Here is a 26,489-nt window from a genome sequence, read left to right as displayed (position 1 = left end):
CTATGCTCGCGACACGACGGTCGCGAGCGGTCGCGCGCCGTTGGTACCAGTCCCAGAGCCACGGCATCAAGCTCCGCGGCCGCCGGACGGAGCCGGCGGCAGGTCTCGCGCCGTGGCTCAGTTGTCGTCTTCGTACGGCCACCGCCCGCCCATCTTCAGCTCCTGGACGTACCCCTCGTCGATGGCGTCGCGGGTCTCCTCGCGGCTGCGGGCCTCGACCTCGAACCCGTCCCGGGCGGCGCGGTAGACCGCTTCGGTCACCAGCGTCGCCACGTCCCGCAGGTCTCGGGAGTCGAGTTTGTCCAGCGTGTCGGCGTGGGTGTGGCCCCACCCGCGACCCGACTGGTTCGAGGTCGTGCCGGTCATCGTCGCCGGCACGCCCTCCTGGACGAACGCCCACTGATCGCCGTGGGGAGAGATGGTGTCGCCGGTCGAGATGGGGGCGTCGAAGTCGTCGGCGACCGAGCGGAACAGCTCGCCGAGTTCGCCGAAGCCGTTGGTCCCCACCCGGAGGTTCCGGGAGCTACAGGCGCCGTCTAAGTTGATCACGCATTTGACGTTCGAGAGATCGGTGGTCTCCGCGCAGTGGTAGGCGCCGCGCAGGCCGATCTCCTCGGAGCCGAACGTCACCAGGCGAACTCGACTGTCGAGATCGTCCTCGACCTGCGAGAGCAGACGCCCGACCTCGGCGACGAGAACGGAGCCCGCGCCGTTGTCGTTGGCACCGTCGGCGATGTCGTGGCCGTCCACGTGGGCCGTCACGAGCACCTCGTCCGCCTCGCCGCCCTCGTCGGGGCCCTCGGGACCCACCAGCGCCTCCACGTTCCGGGAGGTCGCGGGCTCGTTCCGACAGTCCACGTCGACGGTGACCTCGCAGTCGTCTTCGGCGGCGTAGCGCTCGAGGCGCGCGCCGACCTCCTTACTGACGCCGACTGCGGGGATCGGGCCGGGACGATTGTTGTACCCGACCTCGCCGGTCGGCGGGAGCGCGCCCTCGATGTGGTTGCGGAACACGAACGCGACGGCGCCGTGGTCGGCGGCGTTGACGTACTTCTCCATCCGGTGGAGCCAGCGGTCGGCGTGCTCGGGCGTGTCGCTGGAGGCCATCGCGATCGCGCCGTCGAGGTCGTCGCTTTTCGCTTCGAACTCCTCGTAGGTGCCGTCGCCCACGTCGACGATCGGCGCCGACGCCTCGCCGGCCGGCGTGCCCGGGAGCGCGACGACTTGGTGGCTCCCGTCGTGGGTGCGCTCGTGGGGCGACTCGACCGTCAGCGAGGCGTCGCCACGCCACCAGCCGGGGATCTCGAACTCCTCGATCCGAGGGTTCCGGAGCCCGGCGTCTTCGAACGCCTCGTGGATGATCTCTGCGCCGGCTGCCTCGCCCTGCTGGCCGGCCATGCGGTTGCCCACGTCGACGAGCTCCTCGAGCCGGTTCCAGGCGAACAGGCTCGTCTGTGCGTCGCCGACGACGGCGTCGGGTAGATGGACCATGGACGGTCCTGTTACGGCGCCGGGATAAAGGGATGCGGAAGGCGGAAATCGCGAGGAAGAGCGAGCGGGGAGCAACGCGGGACCGACGGTCCCGCGAGCAGCCGGCGGCGGATCCGCCGGCGACGAAGCGACCCGCGGGCAACTGGCCGCCAGGCTCAGTCGTCCGCGGCTACAGGATCGGCGTGATCGATATCCGTACCCAGCACGTCGAGGAACGTCGCCAGCCACTCGGGGTGGTCGGGCCAGGCCTGTCCGGTCACGAGGTTACCGTCGCGGACGGTCCCGTCGACCCACGAACAGCCGGCTCGTTCGACCTCCGCACGAACCGCGGGGTAGGCCGTGATCTCGCGGCCCTCAAGCACGCCGGCGGCCGCGAGGATCTGCGGGCCGTGACAGATCGCGGCCACTGGCTTGTCCGCCTCGAAGAAGTGCTGGACCGTCTCGATCACCGAGTCGTACGACCGCAGGTACTCGGGGGCGCCCGCCGGGGACGACCAGCGCGTCGTAGTCCGCCGGATCGATCTCTTCCAGCGCCACGTCGACGCCGAAGTCGTGGCCGCGCGTCTCCAGGTACGTCTGGTCGCCACGGAAGTCGTGGACGGCGGTCTTGACCACGTCACCCTCGTCCTTCTCGGGGCACGCCGCGTGGACCTCGTGGCCGACCATCTCGAGCGCCTGATACGGCACCATCACTTCGTAATCTTCGACGAAGTCGCCGACGATCTCCAGTATCTTCTTCTCTGACATGATTACGAACGTGAGTTGGTTCGCTGCGCTCTTAGCTATTGTGTCGGGTTCGCCGAGTAATCGGCGCCTACGGGCTGGAACGTGGCTGTTCGCGTGCCGACCGAGCTAGGCTACTGTCGTCTCGAGCACCGTCCGGACGCCCTCGACCTGCAGGGAGAGCGGTAGCGAGGCCTGCACCCCGCCGCCGCGCTCGGGCGCTTCGGCCTCGGCGACGGCGCCTTGGGGAGTCAGCGGCAGGTGGACGAACCCCGCGGGCACGTCGTGGTTCTCGAGCAGGCTGTAGAGGGCGTGGTTACAGCAGTGGGTGCCCGCGGAGTTGGAGACGCGAGCGGGGATGCCCGCCTCGAGCAGCGCCTCGACGCTCCCGACGACCGGGATCGTCGACAGGTGCGCGTCGGCGCCCGCCGGCTCGATCCGGGCGTCGTGGGGCGAGTCGTCGGCGTTGTCCGGCACCGTCACGGCGTCGTCGACGTTGATGCCGACGCGCTCGACGCTGACGGTCGTGCGGCCGGCGGCCAGCCCCGTAGCGACGACGGCCGCGGGGTCGTGCTCGTCGATCAGCGCCGCGAGTTCGTCGGCGACGCGGTCGAACTCGACCGGCAGGACGGCGCCGACGACGTCGTGGCCGGCGACGGTCTCCCCGTCGAGTTCGCGGGCGACCTGGCGGCTGGGGTTGGTGTCGTGATCGCCGAACGGCTCGTAGCCAGTACAGAGCAGGGTCATACGCGTCAGGGAGGTCCCCGCCGGCTTCGAGCTTTCGGTCGGGGCGATTCGGACCGGCCGTTGGATAGCTTTTTGTGTCGAGTCGCCCGAACGCCGGATATGATCCCCGGTGCAACTGACCCCATCTCCCGTGACGGCAAACTACTGATCCTCGCGTACGACCACGGCCTCGAACACGGCCCCGTCGACTTCGAGGCGGTGCCGGAGTCGATGAACCCCGAGCACGTGTTCGACGTGGCGACTCACGACGCCGTCACCGCGCTGGCGGTCGGCAAGGGCGTCGCCGAGGCCCACTACCCCGACTACGAGGACGAGGTCAACCTGCTGGCGAAGCTCAACGGCACCTCGAACCTCTGGATGGGCGAGCACGACTCGGCGGTGAACTGGTCGGTCGAGTACGCCGACGAGCTCGGCGCCGACGCGATCGGCTTCACGCTGTACGGCGGCTCGAACCACGAGGTCGAGATGGCCGAGGAGTTCCGCGACGCACAGGAGGCCGCCCGCGACAAGGACATGGGCGTCGTGATGTGGTCCTACCCGCGCGGCCAGGGCGTCAAAAACGACACCAAGCCCGGCACGATCTCCTATGCGGCCCGCCTCGGCCTGGAACTCGGCGCCGACGTGGCGAAGATCAAGTACCCCGGCGACCCCGAAGCGATGGCCCACGCCTGCGACGCCGCGGCGTCGACGGACGTGGTGATGTCCGGCGGCTCGAAAGCGTCCGACGAGGCGTTCCTCTCGACGGTGAAGGAGGCGATGGACGCCGGCGCGAAGGGGCTGGCCGTCGGCCGGAACGTGTTCCAGCGTGAGAACCCCGAGGCGCTGCTCGACGGCCTCGAGAAGGTCATCTTCGAGGAAACGTCGGTCGAGGAGGCGCTGGCCGCCGTCGAGAGCCACGGCGAGCAGGCGACGCTCGACTGATGGCGCCCCACGAGTCGGTCGTCGACGACGTACTCGAGACGGTCGCCGCGGTCGCGCCCGACGTTCGCGGCGGGCTCCCGGGCCGCCGACTGACGGAGGCGGGCGTCGAGAACCCCTCCGGCGAGACCGTCACGGCTGCCGACGTCCACGCCGACGAGCTGTTCTTCGAGGCGCTGGGCGCCATCGACGGCGTCGTCGAGTACGCCAGCGAGGAGCGCGAGGCGGTCGCGGACACCGGCGACGGCGAGCCCGGCGACGGGCGGGTCGCGGTCGCGATCGACCCGCTCGACGGCTCCTCGAACCTCGCCTCGAACAACGCGATGGGGACGATCGTCGGCGTCGCCGACGACTCCCTGCCCGCCGCTGGCACCGAACTCGTCGCCGCGGCGTACGTGCTCTACGGCCCGATCACGACGATGACCGTCGCCCGCAGGGGGTCGGTCACCACCTACGTCGTCGACGGCGGCGAGATGACGGCCGTCGAGGAGGACGTGCAACTGCCCGACGAGCCGGTGGTGTACGGCTTCGGCGGCCGGGTGCCGGACTGGCCCGACGCGTTCCACGACTACGCCCGCGAGGTCGAAACCGAACTGAAACTCCGCTACGGCGGCGCGATGGTCGGCGACGTGAACCAGGTGCTCTCCTACGGCGGGATCTTCGCGTACCCCGCGCTGGAGTCGGCGCCGAACGGGAAGCTCCGGCTCCAGTTCGAGGGCGCGCCGATCGCGAAGATCATCGAGGCCGCTGGCGGGGCGTCGTCGAACGGCGAGCAGTCGCTCTTGGCTGTCGAGCCGACGGAGCTCCACCAGCGCGTGCCAGTTCACGTCGGGAACACGGGGTACGTCGACCGGCTGGAAGCCGCGCTGGCGGACTGAGGACGTCGCCGCCGGCGCGGAAACGAACGACAGTTTCTTACCGCGATTGGGTCGTACGTGTTGGTGCGCGCGGGTTGCCGAGCCAGGCCAAAGGCGTAGCGCTTAGGACGCTATCCCGTAGGGGTCCGCCGGTTCGAATCCGGTCCCGCGCATACCGTCTCGAACGAACGTGAGAGACGTGTATGCGCCACGTGAGGGTTCGAAGCGCAGAGAACGAACGTAGTGAGTTCTCGTGGTTCGAATCCGGTCCCGCCCACTGCAGCCAGTACCGTTTTCACGACCTACTGCTCACTCGCGCTGGAACGGCTTCGCCGCCGCCGCCCGAACGCGGTCCCGAACGCTCCTGTCGGTCGAGACGCCGAAGTCACCCAGTCGCATCTGCTCCGCGGACACACCGTCGTCCTCGTCGGCGCCCAACAGCCGGGGGAGCGCCGTCTGGGCGAACGTCAGCCCGATCACCAGCACGATCGGCGCGAAGAACAGCCCGTAGAACCCCAGCACCACCGGGCCGAGCGTGTACGCGAGCATCAGGAGCCCGACGTGGGTGTTCTCGCCGCTGAGGATCGGTCGCAGCAGGATGTCCGGAATCGTGTCGACGACGACGACGGCGACCGCGAGGAAGGCGACGACGTAGGCGAGGTGGGAGCTGTCGCCGCCAAGCACGATCGGCAGCGCGGCAACCCCCGTCAGCGGGAGGTAGACGATCTTCATCCCGACCACCGGGATCAGGCTCGCGATGCCCGTCAGCGTCCCAGCGAGTGCGGGGTAGGGCACCTCGGCGGGGGTGGGAACGAACGCGTTGTAGCTGGTGAAGGCGGCGATGGCGATCAGCGAGATCGCGATGACGTTGAGTAGGTTGCCGAACAGCACCGACTCCAGCTCCTGGTCGGCGGCCTCGAGGTACTCACGGATTATCGCGTCGTCGTCGAACCGGAGCAGCCAGTCGCGGATCCGGCGGCCGTCGACGAGCAGGTAGTAGGTGACGATGACGACGACGAAGAGGTTGAGGAAAAAGCCCGAGATCAGTGAGGTCAGCAGCTCCGCGTGGGTGCTCGCGAAATCGATGAACGGCGAGAGATCGCCCGACTGGTAGGCTTCGTACAGCCCCTGGACCGTGAACGCCGGGATCTCGTCGACGCCGCCGAGCCAGTCGACGTTCGTCGCCGCCACCTCGAGCAGGGAGTACTCCGTGACGAACGCCCGCGCCTCGATCACCAGCAGCACCGTCGCGTAGCTGATGAGCAGGATCAGCGGGACCGCCAGGGAGGCCAGCACGGCCACCGCACGCACTCGCGCCGGCAGCCGGAGCCGCCGGAGGAACTTGAAGTACCGCCGTGTCGAGTAGTAGAGGAAGATCGACACGGTCAACGGCGCGATGAACTGGTAGGCGAGGAAGCCAACCACGGCTGTGACGACGACGCCGAACGCGGCGATGACCAGCCGTTTCTCGTCCATGGGGGAGCCAACATCGCGGTTGCTGTAAAGTGTACTGGAGCGAACTGGTTCGCCGGCCGTGTCAGCCGTCCGTCTGACAAACCCCAAAACCCTTTCATCCACGGGTGGGATTATTCCTGATAATGTCGACCCCTGCCGATCTCCTCGACGATCTGACGGCCGACCTGGACGCGGTGTTCGTGTTCTCTCCCAGTAGCGGGTTCTACGAACAGTTCGAGGAGCTCGACGACGGGGTGGTCGTTATCGCTCCCGAGAACACCGTCGACGCCGACCAGTACGTCGAACTGCCGCTCGCGTTCGAGAACATCCGCGATCGGATCCGGTTCGGCGTCGAGGGGGCGATGGAACGCAACTTCGTCGGCGACGGCGACGAGGTCGGCTGTGTGGTGAGCGTGTTCGACGGCGACCACGACGCGATCGTCCGCGTGCGCGCCGACGAGTCGATGCACTCCGGCGTCTACGACCTGTTCGCCAACTCGCGTGCGGATCCGGGGGTCATCCGCGACGTGTTCGAGGTCGTGATCGAACTGGGGAAGAAAGGGCAGAAAGGGAAGCCGGTCGGCGCGCTGTTCGTCGTCGGCGACGCCGGGAAGGTGATGAACAAGTCCCGGCCGCTCTCGTACAACCCCTTCGAGAAGTCCCACGTCCACGTCGGCGACCCGATCGTGAACGTGATGCTCAAGGAGTTCTCCCGGCTCGACGGCGCGTTCGTCATCAGCGACTCGGGGAAGATCGTCTCGGCCTACCGCTACCTCGAACCCGGCGCCGAGGGCGTCGACATCCCGAAGGGGCTGGGCACCCGCCACATGGCCGGCGCGGCGATCACCCGCGAGACCAACGCGACAACCATCGTGCTCTCGGAGTCCGACGGGATGGTCCGGGCGTTCAAAGGTGGTGAGCTCATCCTGGAGATCGATCCGGAGGACTACTGATGTCTGGTGCGCCAGCCATCCAGTTCGGGGTCGAGATCGGTGGCCCGCTGGGCGTGATCCCGGAGCGCGTCTGGCTCGCGTTCGCCGTGTTCGCCCTCGCAGCGCTGCTGGCGTGGGTGGTCGTCCGTATCAACGCCGGCTTGCTCCGACGTGCCGGCGTGCCCGAAACGATCGAGGGCACGGCGTTCGAACGTACCGTCCGCGGGATCGGCACCTCGACGGTCGCCATCGTCTCCCAGCTCACGGGCTGGTTCATCATCCTCCTCGGCGGCATCGTCGCCCTCTCGATCGCGGAACCGACGTACGCCGAGCAGTTCTGGCAGCGGGCGACCGGCTTCTTCCCCAGGCTGTTCGTCGCGGTGTTGATACTGATCGTCGGCGTCATCGTCGGCGACAAGATCGAACTCCTGCTCTCCGAGCGGCTCCGAAGCGTCAAACTCCCGCAGATCGGGATCATCCCGACGGTCGCGAAGTACAGCGTGTTCTACGTCGCGTTCGTGCTCGCGCTCGACCAGATCGGCGTCGCGACGTTCGCGCTCGTCGTCCTCTTGGCGCTGTACGCGCTTGCACTCGTAGTGTTCACCGTCGTCGCGGGCGAACAGCTGCTCACCTCCGCGGCCGCGGGGCTGTACCTGTTCCTGAACGAGCCCTACGGCATCGGCGACAGAGTGCGGATCGGCGACCAGGCCGGCGTCGTCCAGGAGATCGACGTGTTCGTCACCCACATCGAGTCCGACGGCGAGGAGTACGTGGTCCCCAACGACCGCGTGTTCGAGGGCGGCATCGTGATCCTCCACGACGACTGAGCGCGGTGCCGACGTGCTCACTCCGAGCGATCCAGCGGCTCCGCGGGCACGCCGGCGACGGTTTCGCCATCCGGCACGTCGTCGACGACCAGCGAGTTCGCCGCCACCTGGGCGTCGTCGCCGATCTCGACGCCCGGGAGGACGATCGCGCCGGCGCCGATCATCGCGCGGTCGCCGATCTCAACGTCGCCGAGGCGGTACTCCTCCTGGAGGAACTCGTGGCAGAGCAGTGTCGCGTCGTAGCCGACGATGGCGTCGTCGCCGAGCGTGATGCGCTCGGGCCAGAACACGTCCGGGGTGGCTTCCAGTCCCCACGAGACCCCCTCACCCACGTCGGCGCCGAGCCGCGCGAGCAGCCAGTTCTTCAGTCGGAGGCTGGGGGAGATGCGGATCAGCCAGACGAGGACGTAGTTCAGCGCGACGCGGATCGGGGACTTGGCGTCGGGCCAGTGCTGGAGGGAGTTCCGCGGGCCGGGCGTGGCGTGGCGCTCGAGCCGATCGAACCGGGAGGCGTCGCTCATGGGTGGCGTTCGTCGCGGGTGGACAAAACGGCAGGGGCGGGCTGCTGGCGTCGAACCGCCGGCGCGACCGCTACTCGATGTGATAAACGCAGAAGTCCGCAGCGAAGAACCGACTTACAGGCGGGTCAGGTTCGTCGCGCGGGGGCCCTTGTCGGCCTGTTCAATGTCAAACTCAACTTCTTGGCCTTCCTCGAGGTCAGGGCCGCCCACGTCTTCCATGTGGAAGAAGACGTCTTCGTCCGCGTCCTCAGTCTCGATGAAACCGTAACCGCCCGTGTCGTTGAAGAAATCAACCGTTCCAGTCGCCATTGCACTCCGAGCAACGCCGGCCGACGGGATAACCTTTTCGAGAGAGTGACCGCACGAATCTCCCCGATCGCCGAACCCGTAGTCTGACAAACCCTTAAGTCCGGTCGCTCGCAAGCGCCACCAAGATGGGCACGAAGAGCAAGACGATCTCGTTCCGCGTCGACGAGGACGCCTTCGAGACGCTGCGGGAGATCGCCGAGGAGCGGGAGCTCTCGCTGTCGGCGGTGTTCCGTGACTACGTCGACACCCTCGTCGCCCACGACGGGCAGGTGGATCTCGTCCCCGCGGGCGAGGGGCCCGAGGAGGGCGAGGGGTTCCCGCCGACGGTGGAGGTGCCGAAGAGCTTCATCCGCGAACACGAGCGGCTGGAGCTGGAGGCCGACCACCTCCGCGAGCAGCTCGAGGAGCACAAACGCTACATCGACTACCTCCGCGAGCAGGCCGACGAGGAGGAGGACGTGGTCAAACTCGAAGAGCTCGACGGCGACGAGAACACCTATCAGATCGGGTAGCTACCCGGAGAGCTCCTGTTTCGCTTCGCGGGCGCGCCGCGCCGCCTCCTGATCGCCTTCGACTTCCGCCAGCGACTCGACGGCTTCCAGCCGCCGGATCGCGCTGTCGAGGAAGGAGAGGATGTCCCCCGAGTAGGCGTACAGCATGTACTCCGCGGACATCGTGTCGACGATGGCGTCGGGGCCCAGCCCCTGGGCGCGGAGTTCGAGCAGGTAGGTGATGAACTTCTCCTCGGGGTGGCCGCAGTAGGGGTTGTTGTCGCAGTCGCAGTCGAGGAAGTCCTCCGCGAAGTCGAGCACTTTCTCGCGGGTCGCCTCGTCGAGTTTCTCCATGCCGTCACCGGTGAACAGCAGGTCCAGCGTCGCGCCCTTGAACGCGCCCTTGGGGATCGAGCGCTCCAGCTGGGAGGCGATCTGCCGGTGGTTCTTGACGTAGATCTTGTCGGTGATGGCCACTACCGGCGGCTACGGCGTTCGCCGGCAAAAGCTCCCCGCTCCTCTGCGTCGGCGTCACACGGCGCCGGGAATGTCGTAACGTATTTCCCTCGAACCCCGGTAGGAGAGAGTGTGTCCGGGCTGGGGTAGTGGTATCCTTCAGCCTTGTGGGGGCTGAGACGCGGGTTCAATTCCCGCGCCCGGACCTTCTGGCTGCGAACGAACGTGAGCAGCCGAAGGTCCGTCGGTAAGGAACTGAACCTTGCCAGTCGCGCATAGCGAACGGAGTGAGCGAGCACGTCTGGCTCCGGTTCAATTCCCCCGCCCTCGTTCGTTGGCTGCGATCGAGTTCAGGTCGTCGACAGTTGGTGCTTCGGACAGCGACAGCAACAGCATCTCGATGCTTGACCACTTGCGACCGCAGTGCGCCGGACACGAGGTCCGGCGCAGCGCCGATTCCCCACCCCCCCCGCGGCCGCCGACCGTTGGCGGCCGCGAGGCGTCCACGGTTACCGCACCGCGGAGCTGTCGGCGCGAAGCGGTCGCGCTTCCATCCGCGAGTCAGCGCGAGGGACGAACGAAGCGAGTGAGTCGGCTGGGGAGGCCTGTGGGATGTGCGGCGCGGTCACAAGTGATCAACGATCGAGGTGCTGTTGCTGTCGGATCAGATCTCAAAGTAAGGTCAGTTCAAAAATCGTGGTGAAGTCTCTGTGAAATCTCTGAACAGTTACTAGAAACAGATCTACTGAAAGGATCTTCTAAACAAAATACAGAAGACATTTACTATTTCTGAAATTATTGAAAGGCATGCTGAAAAGTCGTATACTACCCGCTGGAGGAATGCTCATCGGCGTCGCATTAATCGGGTTTGGCCTCTTGCTGACTAAGGGCACCTACCACCCACTACCGCCTGGGGAACCCCATGTTGATGGCCGAGGACTGTTTGCACCGCTCCTAATTACTCCCGCTGCCGCCCTCGGTGGAATATTCCTCGCAAAGTCTCTCATGGTATTCAAGCAGCTTCAAGCGCGGTCCATTGTACGTCTATTTGTTTATTTGATGTCCGCCGTGGTCGCGGTTTCACTCCCAGTCTCGTATATGGTGTTCTATACAGGACCAGACATGAGTAGCAAACTCTCAACCTACTACGACTGGTATATGTTTTCTCCAATTCTGTCTACGCTCTCGGTTATCACAGAAGAAACATTATCGTGGTTGGTTTCCCTGGGTGAATAGCGCCTCCCCTTATGCGCCCTGTTTAGTGGTCCGCAATCCTATTTCCCGGACGTTTCACCACAAATATTGGCGAACCAATAGGAGTTCCACAGAGCCATATTTTCTGACTGCCTCACCGCCAATTGTCCACGAACGACGACCTGCAAAACGCACAAAAAACGCCGCTTATCGCCCGAACGGCGACATGTTCGGTCCCATCGTCTCGCTCTGGGCGGCGCCGCTCTGCTGAATGATGTCGAAGGCGGTCATCAGGTCCGTCCGGGAGACGATCCCACAGAGTTCGCCGTCGGCGTCGACGACCGGCAGTCGGCCGACGTTCTGCTGTTGCATCGTCTGGAACGCGTCCATCGCGTCGGTCTCCGGCGTCGCGGTGAACACGTCGGTGGCCATCACGTCGTCGACGCGCATCGCGTCGCGCTCGACCTCGTCGACCGACTGGGCGTCGCCGAGCGTCACCATCCCCACCAGGGTGCCGCGGTCGACGACCGGGTAGCCCGTGTGGCGCTCGCGGAACATCCGCCCGATCAGGTCGGCGACGCTGTCGTCGGGCGAGACGGTGTGGAGGTCCTCGCCCGGCGTCATCACGTCGGCGACCGTGACGCCGCGGAACGCCGCCTTCAGGACGGTCTGCTGGGCCTCGCCCGCCGCGCCCATGTAGATGAAGAACGCCAGCGCGAGCAGGTAGAGGTTCAGCCCGGTAAAGAGCGCGAACAGCGCCAGCAGCAGCGCAAAGCCCTTCCCGACTTCGGCGGCGATCTGGGTCGCGCGGGCGTGAGTTCGTGTGCGGGCCAGCAGCGCACGCAGCACGCGGCCGCCGTCCATCGGGAACCCCGGCAGCATGTTGAACACCGCGAGCACGATGTTCGCGAGCATGAGGTAGCCGAGAACGAACACCAGGACCGGCTGGCCCCCACCGGCCAGGAGCGTGAAGCCGCCGTAGGCCAGCACCCCCAACGCGACGCTGACGACGGGGCCGGCGATGGCGACCTGCAGTTCGATCTTCCAGTCTTCCGGCATCTCGGTGAACTGGGCGACGCCGCCGAGCAGCCAGAGCGTGATCGAGTCGATCTCGTAGCCGTAGTACATCGCGACCACCGAGTGGCCGAGTTCGTGGAGGAGCACGCAGGTGAACAGGCCGACGGCGGCGACGGCGCCCAACACGAACGGGGTGGAGCCGCCGGTCAACGCCGTCGCCTCGATGCCGGCGCCGAAGGTGGGGTTGAGCACCTGTTCGACGATCGTCCCGACGTCGCTCCCGATCAGGTACGCCAGCAGCGGCAGGATCAGCAGGAACGTGACGTTGAGCTTGATCGGAATGCCGAAGATACTCCCCAACCGGATTCCTCGCATACTCCCCGCTTCGGGGTACGGAGTGAAAAAGGCGCGGCGCTGTCGGCACGGTTTATGCCGTCGGCGTCGAACGGGGACGTATGAGCGATACTGACCCCGTCCTGAAGCGCAGTGATGAGATCGACTACGACTCGGTCGACGCCGCCGAGGGGATGCGGAAAGGCGTCCTGATCGACGACTCCGACGGCGCACCCAACTTCGCGATCCGTCGGTTCGAACTCGACGCCGGCGCCGAGGTCCCCGAGCACACGAACGAGATCGAACACGAACAGTACGTCCTCGCGGGCGAGTACGTCGTGGGCATCGGCGACGAGGAGTACACCGTCTCGGCGGGCGACTCGCTGCTGATCCCCGCGGGCGTCGTTCACTGGTACCGCAACGAGGGCGACCAGCCGGGGGCGTTCATCTGTGCGGTCCCGAACGGCGACGACGCGATCGAACTGGTCGAGGAGTAGCGCCGCGACGCGATTTCCCTGTTAGTGGTTGGTGAGTAGTCGTCCGCGCCGGTCGTTCGGCACCGGCGGGATCAATCGCCCGCGCCGGTCGTTCGGCACCGGCGGGAACAATCGCCCACGCCGGTCGTTCGGCACCGGCGGGATCAATCGCCCGCTACGACCGTATCGACGCCCGGCCCGCGGAGGGGACGGCGCGTGATTGTCGTCCCGCAGTCCGGACAGGAGAGCGTGAGCCGCTGGCCCAGCTCCGTCGTCGTCTCGGACTCGTCCCAGTCGCCGTCGGGCGGGCTCTCGTGGCCACACACCGAACAGAACAGCGTCGTCTTCGTTCGCGTGGAGGAGTTCATTACCGGAACCTACCCGCTCCGGGGTGGTAAAGGCTCTGTGAGGCTGTGTTACACCCGCATGGGGCGGATTCCCGCGGGAACGGGCCGCGCTGCACCGCATGGCTGAAGTACCCGTTTCGCCTACGGCTACTCGTGTCTCAGCAGGTCGCTCGCGTCGACACCCTGTTCCTCCACGAGGCCGGCGACGATTTCCTCGTCGCGGTGCTGCGTGACGGCTCTCGGGTGTTCCGCGGCAAACTCGAACTGAAGGAGACCGACGCGGGCCCCCGACCCCGACGGTTCCTCCAGTCCGACGACGACGGCGGCGAGCCGATGCGCCCGGAGGAGTTCGTCGAACTCGCCCGCCGCGCCGAGCGCATCCGCATCTCCGAGCAGACTTCCCCGAGGGGCGCAAGCGCCTCCAGGAGATGCTCGACGGCTACCAGCAGGAGGCGCTGGTCGTCCGCACTTGTCGCTACTGCGCCAACGCCGGCCGGTACTCGCCGATCACCGAGGAGACGGCCATCTCGGCCGATCGGGACTACATCTGTCAGGACTGCGCCGTCGAGGAACTGGAGCGCGAACTCGCCTACAAGGGGCAGTTCACCGGCGCCGCACAGGACCGCCTGGAGGAGCTCCTGCTCGAGGTCGGCGACCTCGACCGCATCACCGACCTCCTCCAGGGCGAACTCGACCCCGACCTCACCAAGTTCGACACCATCTCGGCGACGACCGACGAGGTCGACCCGTACCCGACGAGCGATCTCGACCTCCACCCGAAACTCCAGTCGATGATCGAGGACCGGTTCGACAACCTCCTGCCCGTCCAGAGCCTGGCCGTCGAGAACGGGCTGTTCGAGGGGCGCGATCAGCTCGTTGTGTCGGCGACGGCGACGGGGAAGACCCTCGTCGGCGAGCTCGCGGGCGTCGACCGCGCGCTGAAAGGCGAGGGGAAACTCCTCTTTCTCGTCCCGCTGGTCGCGCTCGCGAACCAGAAACACGAGGACTTCGAGGAACGCTACGGCGACATCCTCGACGTGACCCTCCGCGTCGGCGGCTCCCGCGTCACCGACTCCGGCGCCCAGTTCGACCCGAACGCCGACGTGATCGTCGGCACCTACGAGGGGATCGACCACGGCCTCCGGACGGGCAAGGACATGGGCGACATCGGGACCGTCGTCATCGACGAGGTCCACAGCCTGAAGGAGGGCGAACGCGGCCACCGCCTCGACGGGATGATCTCCCGGCTCAAGCACTACTGCGAGCAGCGCGAGAACGACCGACCGAGCTACGGCGGCGCCCAGTACGTCTACCTCTCCGCGACCGTCGGCAACCCCGAGTGGCTGTCCGAACAGCTCCGGGCGACGCTGATCGAGTTCGAGGAGCGCCCTGTCCCCATCGAACGCCACGTCACGTTCGCCGACGGCCGGGAGAAGCTGCGGATCGAGAACCGCCTCGTCAGACGGGAGTTCGACAGCAAGTCCTCGAAGGGGTACCGGGGCCAGACGATCATCTTCACCAACTCCCGCCGGCGCTGTCACGAGATCTCCCGGAAGCTGGAGTACGACTCCGCGCCGTATCACGCCGGCCTGGACTACGGCCGGCGCAAGCAGGTCGAGCGCCAGTTCGGCGACCAGGATCTGGCGGCCGTCGTCACCACGGCCGCGCTCGCGGCCGGCGTCGACTTCCCCGCCTCGCAGGTGGTGTTCGACTCGCTCGCGATGGGGATCGAGTGGCTCTCGGTGCAGGAGTTCTCCCAGATGCTCGGCCGCGCGGGCCGGCCGGACTACCACGATCAGGGGAAAGTGTACCTCCTCGTGGAGCCGGACTGCAGCTACCACGGCTCGATGGAGGCGACCGAGGACGAGATCGCGTTCAAACTGCTGAAAGGTGAGATGGAGGACGTAGCGACGGTGTACGACGAGTCCGCCGCCGCCGAGGAGACACTGGCGAACATCGCCGTCGCCGGCAAGCTCGCGAAGAAGCTCAACGACCGCATGATCGGCGACGTGCCCACGAAACACGCGATCGGGAAGCTGCTGGAGTGGGAGTTCATCGACGGCTTCGAGGCGACGCCGTTGGGCCGGGCGGTCACGAGCCACTTCCTCTCGCCCGACGACGCCTTCCTGATCCTCGAAGGGATTCGGAACGGGAAGAGCCCCTACGAGCAGGTGGCGGCGCTCGAACTCGCCGAGCAAGAGCTCTAGGCCCTCGACAGTTCGACGCGCGGCCGGCGACGACGACTGAACCCCATCCTTTTGCCGACGCCCGGAGACCGCAACGCCGTGGCAGCGATCACGCCCGGAGTCGTCGTCGTCGCCCTGATCGTGCTGGCGGCGCTGGTGCTGTTCGCGACCGAGCCCGTGCCCGTCGACATCACCGCACTCGGGGTGATGGTGACGCTGATGCTCGTCGAACCGATCAGCGGCCTGCTCGCCGACGCCGGCTACCTCGCGGGGCCGGTGACGATGATCACCCCGAACAGGGGCTCTCGGGGTTTGCGAGTGCGGCGACGATCACCGTGCTGGCGATGTTCATCCTGAGTGAGGGCGTCCGCATGACGGGGATAGTCCAGACGCTCGGGGAGTACATCGGCCGCGTCACCGGTGACAGCGAGACGAAGCAGCTGAGTGCCGTCGTCGGCATCGTCTCGCCGGTCTCGGGCTTCATCAACAACACCGCCGCGGTCGCGATCCTGCTCCCGATGGTGACCGACGTGGCCAACCGCGGGAACACCTCGCCGTCGAAGCTCCTGCTCCCGCTGTCGTACGCGTCGATGTTCGGCGGGACGCTCACCCTGATCGGGACCTCGACCAACGTGCTCGCCAGCGACGTGGCCGCGCGGCTGGCGACGGACCCGGCGTACGCCGACACCGACCTCCACGCGCTCGGGATGTTCGAGTTCACCGGACTCGGGGTGGTGGTGATGCTGGTCGGGATCGCCTACTTGCTGACGGTTGGCCGGTGGCTCACGCCGGGGCGCATCCCGCCGACGGACGACCTCACCGAGGAGTTCGGCGTCGGCGACTACCTCACCGAGGTAACCGTGAGGAACGACTCGCCGCTGGTCGGCAAGAAGGTCCGTGAGGCGCTGGTCGAGAGCGATCTCGACGTGGACCTCCTCCAGCTCATCCGGGGCGACGACGTGTTCCTCGAGCCGCTCGGCCCCAAACAGATTCGGGCGGGCGACACGTTCACGCTCCGGACCGATCGCGACACGCTGCTTTCGCTGCTCGACGTGGAGGGGCTGGATCTGACCGACGTACCGGTCGACGAGGCGGAGCTCGAACAGGCCGAGGCGGGCCAGAACCTCGTCGAGGTGGTCGTCGCGCCCGGTTCGTCGCTGGTCGGCGAGTCGCTCTCCTCGGTCTCGTTCCAGCAGAGCTACAACGCGACCGTGCTCGCGCTCCGGCGCGGCCGCGAGGTCGTCCGCCGGCGGATGGATCAGGTGCCGCTGAAAGTCGGTGACACGCTACTGGTGCAGGCGCCGACCGAGACCGTCGAGCGCATCGACGCCGGGCGGGAGTTCATCCTCATCGGCGAGGTCGACCACCACGACTACCGCCAGGAGAAAACCGGGATCGCCATCGGGATCGTCGCCGGCGTCGTCGCGCTGGCGGGGCTGGGCGTGCTCCCCATCGTCGTCTCGGCGCTCTTGGGATCGCTGGCGATGGTCGTCACGGGCTGTCTCGACCCTGGGGAGATCTACGAGGCGGTGCAGTGGGACGTGATCCTCCTCCTCGCGGGCGTGATCCCGCTCGGGATCGCGCTCGAACGCACTGGCGCGGCCTCGCTGCTCGCGGAGGGCGTCGTCGCCTCGTCGTCGATGCTGCCGGCGATCGGCGTGCTCGCGGTGTTCTACCTGCTCACCGCGCTGCTGACCAACGTGATCAGCAACAACGCCAGCGTCGTCCTGATGATCCCGGTCGCCGTCGAGACCGCCCAGGCCGTCGGCGCCAGCGCCACCGCGTTCCTGTTCGCGGTGATGTTCGCGGCCAGCACCGCGTTCATGACGCCGGTCGGCTACCAGACCAACCTGTTCGTCTACGGGCCGGGCGGCTATCGGTTCACGGACTACGTCCGGGTCGGGGGGCCACTGCAACTGCTCCTGATGGGCGTGACGACCGTCGGGATCGCGGTGATGTTCGACATCCCGATCTGACCCCGAAACGCTTTACCGCGAGAGTCGCGGAGGTAGGACTGCGGGACCGTGGGTTAGTCTGGTATACTTCGGGCCTTGGGTGCCCGTGACCCCGGTTCGAATCCGGGCGGTCCCACTTTTCCTGACGACCAACGTGAGGAGCGTGGCGAGCCGAACCTCCCGACAGATAGACCCGCCGCGATACTCGACGCCCGATCACTCCTCCGGCAGTTGCTGAATCTTCGCCGTCGAATCCCCGTTGAGGATTAGCTTCCGATACTCGTCGGCGATGTACTTCCGCAGGATTCGTTCGGCGTGATCGTCGGCGCTGACCGTCCGTTCGTGCTGTTGCTCGAGGCCGTCCAGAATCCGCTGGTACGCATGTGCCGCCTCACTGTCGAGTGAGACGGTGATTTCGAGTGTGTCGGTCATCGCCCTCGCGTGTGAAGCCGCCCGGACACTCGCTCCCCAATCGTGCCGACTGCCACGGTTTCGCCCCCGGTGCTCCCGGTTTGTCGGTGGCTCATGGGCGGGAGATCCATCCTGTCAACGTAAAAACTTCCCCTGCATCTATCTCGACTGATAACTCGGGTGCGCGGACGCCGTCGGCGGCCGTGCGATGTGGTCACGACAGACCACCGGCTACGGGTGTCGTTTGCCGGCGTCGACGCCGCGAGCGCGGTCGCTCGTGGGTAGTTGGGTTGGGAAAAGGTGCTGTATCCGGTCGCTGTCAGGCGACAGAAGACAGATTAGTTGCGGACGAGGTTCGTCGCGCGGGGGCCCTTGTCGGCCTGTTCGATGTCGAACTCCACTTCCTGTCCCTCCTCGAGGTCGGCGCCGCCGATGTCTTCCATGTGGAAGAACACGTCCTCGTCCGCGTCCTCAGTCGAGATGAAACCGTAGCCGCCTGTGTCGTTGAAGAAATCAACTGAACCGTTTGCCATTGCAAACAAACGTACAGCCCATTACGGGATAACCCTTGCGAGGGTCGTGGTACCACGACCTATCGTTCGGCCAGCATCCGCACGACGATCTGGAGCACGTGGACGAACACCCCAGCCACTGCCACGTACAGCCCGACGGACTGCATCGCCGGCCGGCCGCGACTCTCCCGGACCTGCCACATCTCGTACCCCAGGCGGAACAGGAAGCCGAGGAAGATGAGCGCGAACGCGGCGACGCCGACGACCGGGACGAACGTCGCGACGAGGAGCGCGCCCAGCCCGCCGAGGAAGGCGTACGTCGCCCAGCGGCCGTAGTGATCGAACTGCGTGCCCGAGCGCAGGTAGACGTAGCCGCCGATCACCGCCGTCATGACGACGACGACGGCGCCGGCGATCGCGAGCGCGGGGACGCGAGCTCCCGCCGAGAGGAACGAGAGCACGCCGCCGCCGAAGGCGCCGAAGGCGAGTTCGAGGACGACCACGCCCGCCATCGCCAGCCCCATGGAGTCGTTCTTGAACCCTCGCTCGGCGACCATCTGGCCGCCGGTGATCAGCGCGCCGTACACCAGCGCGCCGACGATCGGCACCGAGAACAGCAGCTGGTTCAGCCGCGCCAGCGGCGTCGCCGCCGCGAGATACATCACGAACACGTTCAGGAGCATCAGCCCCGTCGCGCCGCCGATGACGCCCCACTCCCGCGTCGAGAGCAGGAACCCTCGCTCGGTCGTGGTCTCGTAGCTCATGCCCCTCGGTAGCGCCAGCGCACCGAAAAGCGTTGTCGCCGTTTCGGCGGCGCGGCGCCGCTCCGGGCCGCTGCCCCCGACCTCTTGTAGGAGGGCGCGCCAGCCCGCGTTATGGACCCGAAAGACAGCACGCGAAAACCGAGGGATAGCGGCGCGTTCACACCCCAACGGCAACGCTTAACCGTCGCCTGTGCTACCTGCCGCTACGAATGAGTGCCATCGAGGACGTCCACGAAGAACTCGACGCGGACGTCTCCGCCGAGGAGTTCGAGGAGATGGTGGCGGAGAAAGTCGAGGAGATGGGTGGCCTCGCGGACGACGAGACGGCGGCGATGCTCGTCGCCCACGAACTCGAAGACGAGGGCGGGGAGGTCGAGAGCGTCGCCGACATCGAGCCCGGCATGGACGACGTGAAGTTCGTCGCCAAGCTCGTCTCGATCGGCGAGAAACGCACGTTCGAGCGCGACGGCGACCAGCCCGACGGCCAGGTCGTCAACACCGAGGTCGCCGACGAGTCCGGGCGGATCCGGCTCTCGCTGTGGGACGAGATGGCCGAGTCCGCGCTGGAAGAACTGGAGGAGGGCGACGTGCTCCGTATCGCCGGCCGCCCCAAGGAGGGGTACAACGGCGTCGAGGTCTCGGCGGACAAAGCCGAGATCGATCCCGACGTGGAGATCGACGTGTCGCTGAGCGACAGCTACACCGTCGAGGAGCTCTCGATGGGGCTCTCGGACGTGACCCTCGTCGGGAAGCTGCTCGACGTGGACGACGACTACCGCACGTTCGACCGCGACGACGGCACGGAGGGTCGCGTGGCGAACGTCGCTATCGGCGACGAGACGGGGCGCATCCGCGTGACGCTCTGGGACGAGGCGACCGACCTCCTGACCGAGCTCGACGCCGACGAGGTCGTCGAGGTCGTCGACGGTTACGTCCGCGAGCGCGACGGCGATCTCGAACTCCACGTCGGCTCCCGCGGGACGATCGAGGAAGTCGACGAGGACGTGGAGTACGTCCCCGAGACGACCGCCATCGACGACGTGGAGATGGGCGACACCGTCGACATCGCCGGCGCGGTGATCGAGACGGACGACAAGCGCACGTTCGACCGCGACGACGGCTCGCAGGGCCAGGTCCGGAACGTCCGGGTGCGGGACGACACCGGCGACATTCGGGTCGCGCTCTGGGGCGAGAAGGCGGACCGGGAGATCGACCTCGCCGACCGCGTCGCCTTCACGGACGTGGAGATCCAGGACGGCTGGCAGGACGAGCTCGAAGCCTCCGCCGGCTGGCAGTCGACCGTCTCGGTGCTCGACGGCGAGGCCGACGTCGACACCCCGGACGCCGACGGGGAGAAGACGCCACCGGCCGCGGATCAGGGCGGGCTCTCCGCGTTCGGCGAGGACGGCGATGGGGCCGACGAACTCCGCGAGGACGACACGAGCGACGACGGCGAGGAAGTGGAGTTCACCGGCACGGTCGTCCAGTCGGGCAGCCCGGTCGTCGTCGACAACGGCGAGGAGACCCGCAGCGTCGAGACTGGCGAGAGCGTCCAGCTCGGCGAGGAGGTGACGGTCCGCGGGGTCGAACGCGACGGGCGGATCGACGCCGACGAACTGCTCTGACCGCGGTCGCTCGTCCCGGAGGGACACACTTAGGTTTCGGCCGTTACACTCGCTGACCGATGGATCGCTCCTCGTTCCCCGAAGCCCTCCGCCGAACCGACGACACGGTGCGGGCCGTCCTCCTCGTCGTCGCCGCGGGGTTGGTCGCCCGACTGCTGTTTCTCGGCCAGCGCGTCGCCCACTTCGACGAGGGACGAGTGGCCTACTGGGCGCTGAACTACCTCGAAACGGGCGAGATCAGCTACCGGTACATCGTCCACGGGCCGCTGGCGCAGTACGCCGACGCCTGGGTGTTCGCCCTCCTCGGGGCGAACGACTTCTCGATGCGCCTGTTCGTCGCCGTCGTCGGCGCGCTGCTGCCCCTCGCCGCGCTGCTGTTCCGTGGCCGGCTCAGCGATCTCGAGACGGTGCTCGCCGCCGTGTTGCTCTCCTTCAACCCGATCCTGCTCTACTACTCGCGGTTCTACCGCAGTTCGCTGCTGGTCGCGGCGTTCATGTTCGTCGCCTTCGGCTTCGGCCTCCGGGCGCTGGACGACGCCCGGCCGCGTCTGCTCTACCCGGCCTTCGCCTTCGGCGCGCTCGGGTTCGCCGCCAAGGAGAACGCGCTGGTGTATCTGATGTGCTGGGTCGGCGCCGGCGCGCTCCTGCTCGACTTCTCGCTGATGAACCCCCGGAACTACGACTCGGGGCTCGACGCCGTCCTCGCCCGGATCGACCCCTACGTCGACGCGCTCGCCGGCCCCGACCGATCGACCGACGTGATTCTCTGGACGGCGGTGTCGGTGCTGACGCTACTGGTGCTCGGCTACGCCGCCCTCTCGGGATGGCCGCTGACGGCGATCGTCGCCGCGCTGGTGCTGCTCGTCGCGCTGACGATGCTGGTCGACCTCGTCCACCCTGAGGGCGCGGCGATCCGCTGGGGCGGCGCGCTGCTGGGAAGTCTGGGCCTGTTCGCCCTGGTCTCGCTGTTCTTCTACGCGCCGCGGACCGTCGGCGCCGGCGTCGGCCTCTGGGACGCCGTGTTCGACCCCACCCGGTTCCCCGCCCTGCTCGACGCGACGTGGGGCGACATCCGGCCGGGGCTGGAGTACTGGTTCGGCGGCAGCGTCGAACCCAAATGCGGCGAGGAGACGGTGATCGGGGGTACGTCTGCTTCCTGGAACACACCGTCGGCGTGCTGGCGAACTACGCGCTCGTCGTCGTCCCGTTCGCCGTGGTTGGGTTCCTCGTCGCCCGTTACGGCGGCGACCGCCCGCGCCCCCTGGTGATGTTCGCGAGCTACTGGGGGTTCGTCAGCATCCTCGGCTACCCGCTGGCGACGGACATCCGCGCCGGCTGGATCATGGTGAACGCGATCGTGCCGCTGGTGATCCCCGCGGCCGTCGCGCTGGCGCTGGTGGTCCGCACTGGCTGGCAGTCGCTGGCTGCCGAGGACCGAGTCGGCACCGTCGTGAGCGCGGCGCTGGTGGTGCTCGTCGTCGGCGCCATGCTCGTGCCGGCCGCGTCGGCCGCCTACGTCAACCCCACCGCCGACGACAACGAACTCGTCCAGTACGCCCAACCGCAGCAGGAGTTCCGGGAGACGTTCGACGACATCGGCGCCATCGCGCCGACCCACGAGGGGACGGATCTCCTGATCTACGGTAACGAACTGGTCGTCGAACCCGGCACGGGCGGGGGGATGCCACCGGAGTGCCTCAATCTCGGGCACGCACTTCCCATTCACTGGTACGTCGCGGCCGACGACGTGACCACCGAGTGTGCGTACAACGAGAGCGAACTGCGGACCCAGATCGAGGCGGACAGCCCGGCAGTCGTCATCGCCCACGTGAACCGCGACGGCGCAGTGACGGCCGCGCTGGACGGTGAGGGCGAGTACGAGCGCCGGCAGCTCCACCTCCGAACGATGGGCCGCGAAGTCGTCGTGTTCGTCGACGAGGACGCGCTCGCTACGGCCGAGAACGCATGATCAGGGTCCTCGCCGGCGCGGCCGCGCACAACGCGGGGAGTACGCCGTCGCCAGCGCGATCTGGGCGGGTGAGGCGCCCGTCGACCCGGCGCTTCCCGCCGCCGGCGACGAGATCGATACCGACGACAAGCTGCTCGACGCGCTCGCCGCGTTCGGGACGACGGTCACGGAAAGTCGCCGGGGCCACTGGACCGCGGCGCTCGACGCAGCGACCGAAGCGGAACTGGCGCTCGAGGCGGCCGACGACGGGATCGATCGCGGGCCGATCGCGCGCTGGCTGGCGGCGTTCGCGGCGGACCCGGAGCTGGCCGAGCGCTCGCCGCCGCCGACGGTCGCCGTCGACGGCGACCGGCCCACCCCCGGCGAACTGCCGCTCCCGGCGGCGACGATCGTCGCCGGCGCCGTCGCGGCCACCCGTGGTGACGACCCCGAGGTGGTGACGGACGCGCTCCGGTTCGCCAGGGCGGCCGAGCACCCGGAGTCGACGCGCTACGCCACGTTCCTCCGGGACTACGCGGCCGCCGACCCGAGCCAGCGGTCGATCGTGTTCGAACGGCTCGCCGGCGTCGTCGCCCGGGAGCGACGGAAGGAGGACGACGTAGACGGGCTGTTCGATCGCTAATCCACGAGTTCGACCGCGTCCCCCACCGTGAGCGTCCGCCCGCGATCGTGCTCGGGCACCTGTGCGATCAGCATCAGCGTGTAGAAGTGGTCGAACGCGTTCTCCTCGGCCCAGTCGGGGAACGTCTCTTCGCGCTTCTCGAGGAACCGCTCGCGGAACTCGGCTGTCGGCTCCCCGGTCTCGGGGTCGCGCTCGGGCACCACGCAGCGCGCGCAGGGCGTGACGCCTTCCACGCGCACACCGCCGACTTCGAACGCCGGGGCGTCGTCGCCGACGAACTGGTCCTCCCAGAACGCCGGTACGCCCGAAACTTCGAGGTTCGCCCGGAGGCGGCCTCTGGCGTTCTCGACGGCCATGCCGTCGAACCACGAGGCGACCGTCTCGAGCGTGGCCGTACTCACGACGGAGGGGCCCATCGTCCGCCGGTCGACGAAGCCGCGGGAGTCGTCGCGGCGCAGGGTGAGACCGTGATCGAACACGTCGGAGAACCACGCCGACGCGGCCTCGCGTTCGGTGTCGAGCTCGAACACCCGCCGCGTCGCGTCGGTCTCGACAGTCAGCGTCGTCGACGCGGGGTCGTACTCGGTGTCGAGCCGGTGGAACAGATCGCTGTGTTTGGCGTTGAACACGCCGTTGTCGTGTGGGTTGCCGTCGGTCTCGTCCGGGCCGGTATCGGCGTCGAACAGCGCGAACTCCCGGTCGCCGGCGAGCGTGCCGCCGGCGAGAACGTCGGTGGCTTCGACTTCGGTGGCGTCGAGGCCCTTGACGGGGTAGATCCGGATGCGGTCGAGGCTGGCCATCTACGCCTCGTCTTTCGGCTCGCCTTCGAACGTGTAGTCGGCGGAGTTGTCCACGGGCTCGTAGTCGAGCACCGCCTTCGCGCGCTCGATGGAGTAGTACTTGCGGTCGTTGTCGGAGATGCCGTAGACGATCTCGTAGCCGTAGTCGGCCTGGATGCAGCGATCGAACAGATGCGCGCAGTCACGGTGGGAGAGCCACATCGCCTGGCCGCGTTCGTACTCCCGCGGGGGTGGCCTTCGGTGAGGTTGCCGATCCGGACACACACCACGTCGAGGTCGGTGTGGTCGTAGTAGTAGCGGCCGAGCATCTCGCCGCTGGCTTTCGAGACGCCGTAGAGGTTCGACGGCCGGGGGAGTTCGGTGCCGTCGAGCCGGTAGTCGTCGTCGTCTCGGTACATCTCGGGGGTCCGCTCGTCGGTCTCGTAGGCGCCGACGGCGTGGTTCGAGGAGGCGAAGGCGACCTTCTCGACGCCGGTGTCGACGGCCGCGGCGAAGACGGTCTGTGTCCCGTCGATGTTGTTCGTCAGCACCGAGTCCCACGGGGCGTCGGGGCGCGGATCGCCCGCGAGGTGGATCACGGCGCCACAGTCCGCCATCGCGTTCGCGACGGCTGCCTCGTCGGTCACGTCGGCGACGAACGTCGCCGACTCGGGGACGCCGTGTCGGCGCGTCTCGGGGATCGGTTCCCGGTCGAGCAGTCGCCAGTCGTACTCGTCGGCGAGCTGTGAGAGGATCGCCTGTCCCACGCGGCCGCCAGCACCCGTCAGGAGCACCGGGTCGTCCATTCGGATGGATATGTGTATACCGGGGGTAAATACGGTACGGTCCGGCCGCCCACCGCACCCGGGCGCCCCCCGGAGCGGCAGAGAAGCGCTCCCGACACGGCTTTCCGCCGGCCTCCCGCACTTCCGACCATGCCCGATATACCCACCGACGCCCAGCAGGCCTGCTTCGAGGCCGGCATCAAGTTCGGCTCGCTCTACCACCAGTTCGCCGGGACGCCCGTCTCGCCGGCCAGCACGGGCAGCCTGGAGACCGCGATGGCGGAGGCGATCGAGAACCAGCCCCACTGCGAGTCGGTCTCGGTCGACATCCTCGACGACCGCGTCGCCGACGCGATCGACCACGAGGAGGGGTACGCCGAACTCACGGGCTCGCTGATGGAGGTGGAGATGCGGATCGACTACGAGGGAACCACGGTCCGGACCCGGATGGCGATGGCGGACGGCTACCCGCGGATGCGACTCGTCGCGGTCGAGGCGTAACCCCCGGCGCGGTGAAACTGATCGCCGGTTCCCGGCTGAACCGCGTGTTGAACCCGTATCGACCGGTGTTTCAGTTTCACTCTGTGGCGACCTTTTTACCCTCCGGGTGTGCAATCTGTCGGCATGAGTCAGAGTACGTTCGACGAGGACGACTTGTTCGGCGAGGCTGCCGAGGAGATGCGCAGCGAGGTGGAGAGCCACCTCGCGGACGCCCGCGAGTCGCTGCCGGCCGCCGACGCCGTCTGGGAGATCGAGTCCGACAACGCGCTCGGCGCGCTCAACGCTCTCAAGTCGGCGCTCGACACCGGCGACGCCGCCGAGCACCTCCGCGCGGCGAAAAAGCAGTACGTGATGGGCGAACGCGCCGACGCCTTCGAGGACGCCGCCGACCTCGAAGAGGAGATCGACGAGTTGGAGGCGCTTATCGAGGAGATCCAGGACGCACACGACGACGTCGGTGATCTCGCGGGCACGCTCCCCGAGATCCGCGCCGAACTCCAGGACGCCGCGGACGGGGACGAAGCCGACGCCGCCGACGAGTAGCTACGCGGTCCGCTCCCGAAGCGCCGCCAGCAGGTCGACCAGCGCCCCAGTCGCCAGCTCCTTCAGCTCCTCGCCCCTGTCGGCGTCGCCCTCGCTCGGATCGCCGACGACGCCGTTCTCGGTGAACTCGTCGCTGTCGACGGCGAGGTTCACCCCGAGACCCAGTCGCCCCAGCGTTCGCTCCCGTTCTCGCGGGCGTCCTCGATGCGGTCCTCCCTGACGAGGTCGGACCGTTCGTGTCGGAGAAACGCCGTCTCCAGCGGGCCGGCGTGGCCCATGTCGCTCGCGTGCTCGCCGACGGCTTCGAACCACGTGAACGGGGCGACTCGCGCCACGCCGTCACGGGTCAGCCGGGCGGCGACCTCCCGGAGCGCGTCGACGTTCCCGCCGTGGCCGTTGACGAGTACGATCGCCGCCGGCCCGTCGCCGGCAGCGAGGCTCTCCGCGGTCTCGCGGACGTAGGCCCGGAACGTGTCCGGCGTCACCCACAGCGTGCCGTCGAACGCGCGGTGTTCCTCGCTGATCCCGACTGGGACCGTCGGCGCCACCAGTACGGACTGGCCGGTCGCCTCCTCGTAGGCGTCGGCGCCGGCCTCGGCGACGGTCTCGGCCGTCAGGCTGTCGGTGCCCAGCGGCGCGTGCGGGCCGTGGCCCTCGGTCGAGCCGACCGGGAGCACCGCGAGGTCGGCGTCGGCGTCGCGAACGTCGGTCCAGGTGGCATCGGCGAGACGCATACCTGGCGG

Annotated in this window: 24 protein-coding genes, 3 tRNA genes and 5 pseudogenes; 17 read left to right on the top strand and 15 right to left on the bottom strand. The window is 67.6% G+C overall.

Translation table 11 applies throughout. The annotated features are described in order from the left end of the window. Window positions 1-117: 117 nt before the first annotated feature. The 3 genes and pseudogenes from SY89_RS05125 to SY89_RS05115 all read right to left on the bottom strand — a co-directional run bounded on the left by SY89_RS05125 (window position 118) and on the right by SY89_RS05115 (window position 2,961). Window positions 118-1,491, bottom strand: coding sequence for a M28 family peptidase (locus SY89_RS05125; protein ID WP_054583399.1), 1,374 nt, complete (start codon window positions 1,489-1,491; stop codon window positions 118-120). Window positions 1,492-1,646: 155 nt separating this feature from the next. After that, window positions 1,647-2,238 (bottom strand): annotated as a pseudogene (locus SY89_RS05120) (DJ-1/PfpI family protein). Between the two features lie 105 nt (window positions 2,239-2,343). Next, window positions 2,344-2,961: a pyroglutamyl-peptidase I gene (locus SY89_RS05115; protein WP_054583398.1), complete on the bottom strand. Its 618-nt coding sequence runs from the start codon at window positions 2,959-2,961 to the stop codon at window positions 2,344-2,346. Between the two features lie 99 nt (window positions 2,962-3,060). Between SY89_RS05115 and SY89_RS05110 the strand changes: the two genes are divergently transcribed. The 3 genes from SY89_RS05110 (at window position 3,061) to SY89_RS05100 (ending at window position 4,909) form a co-directional block, all read left to right on the top strand. Then, window positions 3,061-3,882, top strand: coding sequence for a class I fructose-bisphosphate aldolase (locus SY89_RS05110; protein WP_054583397.1), 822 nt, complete (start codon window positions 3,061-3,063; stop codon window positions 3,880-3,882). Beyond that, complete coding sequence (locus SY89_RS05105) at window positions 3,882-4,757, top strand: class 1 fructose-bisphosphatase (protein ID WP_054583396.1); 876 nt, start codon at window positions 3,882-3,884, stop codon at window positions 4,755-4,757. The genes SY89_RS05110 and SY89_RS05105 overlap by 1 nt, the downstream gene beginning before the upstream one ends. Window positions 4,758-4,824: 67 nt before the next feature. Continuing rightward, window positions 4,825-4,909 (top strand) — tRNA-Leu (locus tag SY89_RS05100). A 136-nt stretch (window positions 4,910-5,045) separates the two neighbouring features. Here SY89_RS05100 and SY89_RS05095 read toward each other — a convergent pair. Further along, complete coding sequence (locus SY89_RS05095; protein WP_054583395.1) at window positions 5,046-6,212, bottom strand: AI-2E family transporter; 1,167 nt, start codon at window positions 6,210-6,212, stop codon at window positions 5,046-5,048. Window positions 6,213-6,334: 122 nt separating this feature from the next. On the opposite strand from SY89_RS05095, the gene dacZ reads away from it, so the two are divergent. Both dacZ and SY89_RS05085 read left to right on the top strand, forming a co-directional pair. Beyond that, window positions 6,335-7,144, top strand: a complete 810-nt coding sequence (dacZ, locus tag SY89_RS05090) for a diadenylate cyclase DacZ (RefSeq protein ID WP_054583394.1) — start codon at window positions 6,335-6,337, stop codon at window positions 7,142-7,144. Further along, on the top strand, window positions 7,144-7,950 hold the full coding sequence (locus tag SY89_RS05085) for a mechanosensitive ion channel domain-containing protein (RefSeq protein ID WP_054583393.1): 807 nt from the start codon (window positions 7,144-7,146) through the stop codon (window positions 7,948-7,950). Before dacZ ends, SY89_RS05085 begins: the two co-directional genes overlap by 1 nt. Before the next feature lie 17 nt (window positions 7,951-7,967). On the opposite strand, the gene SY89_RS05080 is transcribed toward SY89_RS05085, so the two are convergent. Beyond that, complete coding sequence (locus SY89_RS05080; protein ID WP_054583392.1) at window positions 7,968-8,471, bottom strand: acyltransferase; 504 nt, start codon at window positions 8,469-8,471, stop codon at window positions 7,968-7,970. A 114-nt stretch (window positions 8,472-8,585) separates the two neighbouring features. Further along, on the bottom strand, window positions 8,586-8,780 hold the full coding sequence (locus SY89_RS05075) for a cold-shock protein (protein WP_049981782.1): 195 nt from the start codon (window positions 8,778-8,780) through the stop codon (window positions 8,586-8,588). A 125-nt stretch (window positions 8,781-8,905) separates the two neighbouring features. Between SY89_RS05075 and SY89_RS05070 the strand changes: the two genes are divergently transcribed. Beyond that, window positions 8,906-9,292 carry a ribbon-helix-helix protein, CopG family gene (locus SY89_RS05070; RefSeq protein ID WP_054583391.1) on the top strand — a complete coding sequence of 129 codons (387 nt, stop codon included), beginning with the start codon at window positions 8,906-8,908 and terminating at the stop codon, window positions 9,290-9,292. Here the strand turns inward: SY89_RS05070 and SY89_RS05065 are convergent, their stop codons facing one another. Continuing rightward, entirely contained in the window at window positions 9,293-9,748 is a 456-nt protein-coding gene (locus tag SY89_RS05065) for a DUF5814 domain-containing protein (RefSeq protein ID WP_054583390.1), read from the bottom strand. Between the two features lie 114 nt (window positions 9,749-9,862). On the opposite strand from SY89_RS05065, the gene SY89_RS05060 reads away from it, so the two are divergent. Then, a tRNA-His gene (locus SY89_RS05060) sits at window positions 9,863-9,933 on the top strand. A 1,195-nt stretch (window positions 9,934-11,128) separates the two neighbouring features. Here SY89_RS05060 and SY89_RS05055 read toward each other — a convergent pair. Further along, on the bottom strand, window positions 11,129-12,313 hold the full coding sequence (locus tag SY89_RS05055; protein ID WP_054583389.1) for a CBS domain-containing protein: 1,185 nt from the start codon (window positions 12,311-12,313) through the stop codon (window positions 11,129-11,131). 80 nt (window positions 12,314-12,393) lie between these two features. Here SY89_RS05055 and SY89_RS05050 point away from each other — a divergent pair, with 80 nt between their 5' ends. Next, entirely contained in the window at window positions 12,394-12,768 is a 375-nt protein-coding gene (locus SY89_RS05050; RefSeq protein WP_054583388.1) for a cupin domain-containing protein, read from the top strand. A 143-nt stretch (window positions 12,769-12,911) separates the two neighbouring features. Here the strand turns inward: SY89_RS05050 and SY89_RS05045 are convergent, their stop codons facing one another. Continuing rightward, entirely contained in the window at window positions 12,912-13,115 is a 204-nt protein-coding gene (locus tag SY89_RS05045) for a hypothetical protein (protein WP_054583387.1), read from the bottom strand. 132 nt (window positions 13,116-13,247) lie between these two features. Between SY89_RS05045 and SY89_RS05040 the strand changes: the two are divergent. The 3 genes and pseudogenes from SY89_RS05040 to SY89_RS05030 all read left to right on the top strand — a co-directional run bounded on the left by SY89_RS05040 (window position 13,248) and on the right by SY89_RS05030 (window position 17,371). After that, window positions 13,248-15,301 (top strand): annotated as a pseudogene (locus tag SY89_RS05040) (DEAD/DEAH box helicase). Window positions 15,302-15,379: 78 nt separating this feature from the next. Further along, a pseudogene (locus tag SY89_RS05035) lies at window positions 15,380-17,256 on the top strand (SLC13 family permease). A 42-nt stretch (window positions 17,257-17,298) separates the two neighbouring features. Continuing rightward, window positions 17,299-17,371, top strand: a tRNA-Pro gene (locus tag SY89_RS05030). A gap of 80 nt (window positions 17,372-17,451) precedes the next feature. On the opposite strand, the gene SY89_RS05025 is transcribed toward SY89_RS05030, so the two are convergent. The 3 genes from SY89_RS05025 to SY89_RS05015 form a co-directional block, all read right to left on the bottom strand. Then, window positions 17,452-17,667, bottom strand: coding sequence for a hypothetical protein (locus SY89_RS05025; RefSeq protein WP_054583386.1), 216 nt, complete (start codon window positions 17,665-17,667; stop codon window positions 17,452-17,454). A gap of 317 nt (window positions 17,668-17,984) precedes the next feature. Beyond that, on the bottom strand, window positions 17,985-18,179 hold the full coding sequence (locus SY89_RS05020) for a cold-shock protein (RefSeq protein WP_054583385.1): 195 nt from the start codon (window positions 18,177-18,179) through the stop codon (window positions 17,985-17,987). 59 nt (window positions 18,180-18,238) lie between these two features. Continuing rightward, window positions 18,239-18,922: a hypothetical protein gene (locus SY89_RS05015; protein ID WP_054583384.1), complete on the bottom strand. Its 684-nt coding sequence runs from the start codon at window positions 18,920-18,922 to the stop codon at window positions 18,239-18,241. 209 nt (window positions 18,923-19,131) lie between these two features. Here SY89_RS05015 and SY89_RS05010 point away from each other — a divergent pair, with 209 nt between their 5' ends. The 4 genes from SY89_RS05010 to SY89_RS04995 are packed head-to-tail and all read left to right on the top strand — an operon-like array spanning window position 19,132 to window position 23,138. After that, window positions 19,132-20,547, top strand: coding sequence for a single-stranded DNA binding protein (locus SY89_RS05010; RefSeq protein WP_054583383.1), 1,416 nt, complete (start codon window positions 19,132-19,134; stop codon window positions 20,545-20,547). 59 nt (window positions 20,548-20,606) lie between these two features. After that, window positions 20,607-21,815 carry a flippase activity-associated protein Agl23 gene (locus SY89_RS05005; RefSeq protein WP_054583382.1) on the top strand — a complete coding sequence of 403 codons (1,209 nt, stop codon included), beginning with the start codon at window positions 20,607-20,609 and terminating at the stop codon, window positions 21,813-21,815. Beyond that, entirely contained in the window at window positions 21,812-22,516 is a 705-nt protein-coding gene (locus tag SY89_RS17105) for a hypothetical protein (protein WP_189319109.1), read from the top strand. Before SY89_RS05005 ends, SY89_RS17105 begins: the two co-directional genes overlap by 4 nt. Beyond that, window positions 22,413-23,138: a hypothetical protein gene (locus tag SY89_RS04995; RefSeq protein WP_054583380.1), complete on the top strand. Its 726-nt coding sequence runs from the start codon at window positions 22,413-22,415 to the stop codon at window positions 23,136-23,138. Before SY89_RS17105 ends, SY89_RS04995 begins: the two co-directional genes overlap by 104 nt. Here the strand turns inward: SY89_RS04995 and SY89_RS04990 are convergent. Together SY89_RS04990 and azf are read right to left on the bottom strand one after the other, a co-directional pair. Beyond that, the gene (locus SY89_RS04990) at window positions 23,135-23,938 is read right to left on the bottom strand and encodes an MOSC domain-containing protein (protein ID WP_054583379.1); all 804 of its coding nucleotides are present in this window, start codon (window positions 23,936-23,938) and stop codon (window positions 23,135-23,137) included. The two genes, SY89_RS04995 and SY89_RS04990, sit on opposite strands and share 4 nt — an antisense overlap. Continuing rightward, window positions 23,939-24,723 (bottom strand): annotated as a pseudogene (azf, locus tag SY89_RS04985) (NAD-dependent glucose-6-phosphate dehydrogenase Azf). Window positions 24,724-24,861: 138 nt separating this feature from the next. Here azf and SY89_RS04980 point away from each other — a divergent pair. Both SY89_RS04980 and SY89_RS04975 read left to right on the top strand, forming a co-directional pair. Next, entirely contained in the window at window positions 24,862-25,203 is a 342-nt protein-coding gene (locus tag SY89_RS04980) for a dihydroneopterin aldolase family protein (RefSeq protein ID WP_054584666.1), read from the top strand. A gap of 123 nt (window positions 25,204-25,326) precedes the next feature. Then, window positions 25,327-25,746: a DUF5790 family protein gene (locus SY89_RS04975; RefSeq protein WP_054583378.1), complete on the top strand. Its 420-nt coding sequence runs from the start codon at window positions 25,327-25,329 to the stop codon at window positions 25,744-25,746. On the opposite strand, the pseudogene SY89_RS04970 reads toward SY89_RS04975, so the two are convergent. Next, window positions 25,747-26,480: pseudogene (locus tag SY89_RS04970) on the bottom strand (creatininase family protein). Window positions 26,481-26,489 lie beyond the last annotated feature (9 nt).

The sequence above is a fragment of the Halolamina pelagica genome (assembly GCF_001307315.1).
Lineage (GTDB): Archaea > Halobacteriota > Halobacteria > Halobacteriales > Haloferacaceae > Halolamina > Halolamina pelagica_B.
This window is presented reverse-complemented; position numbering and strand designations above follow the sequence as displayed.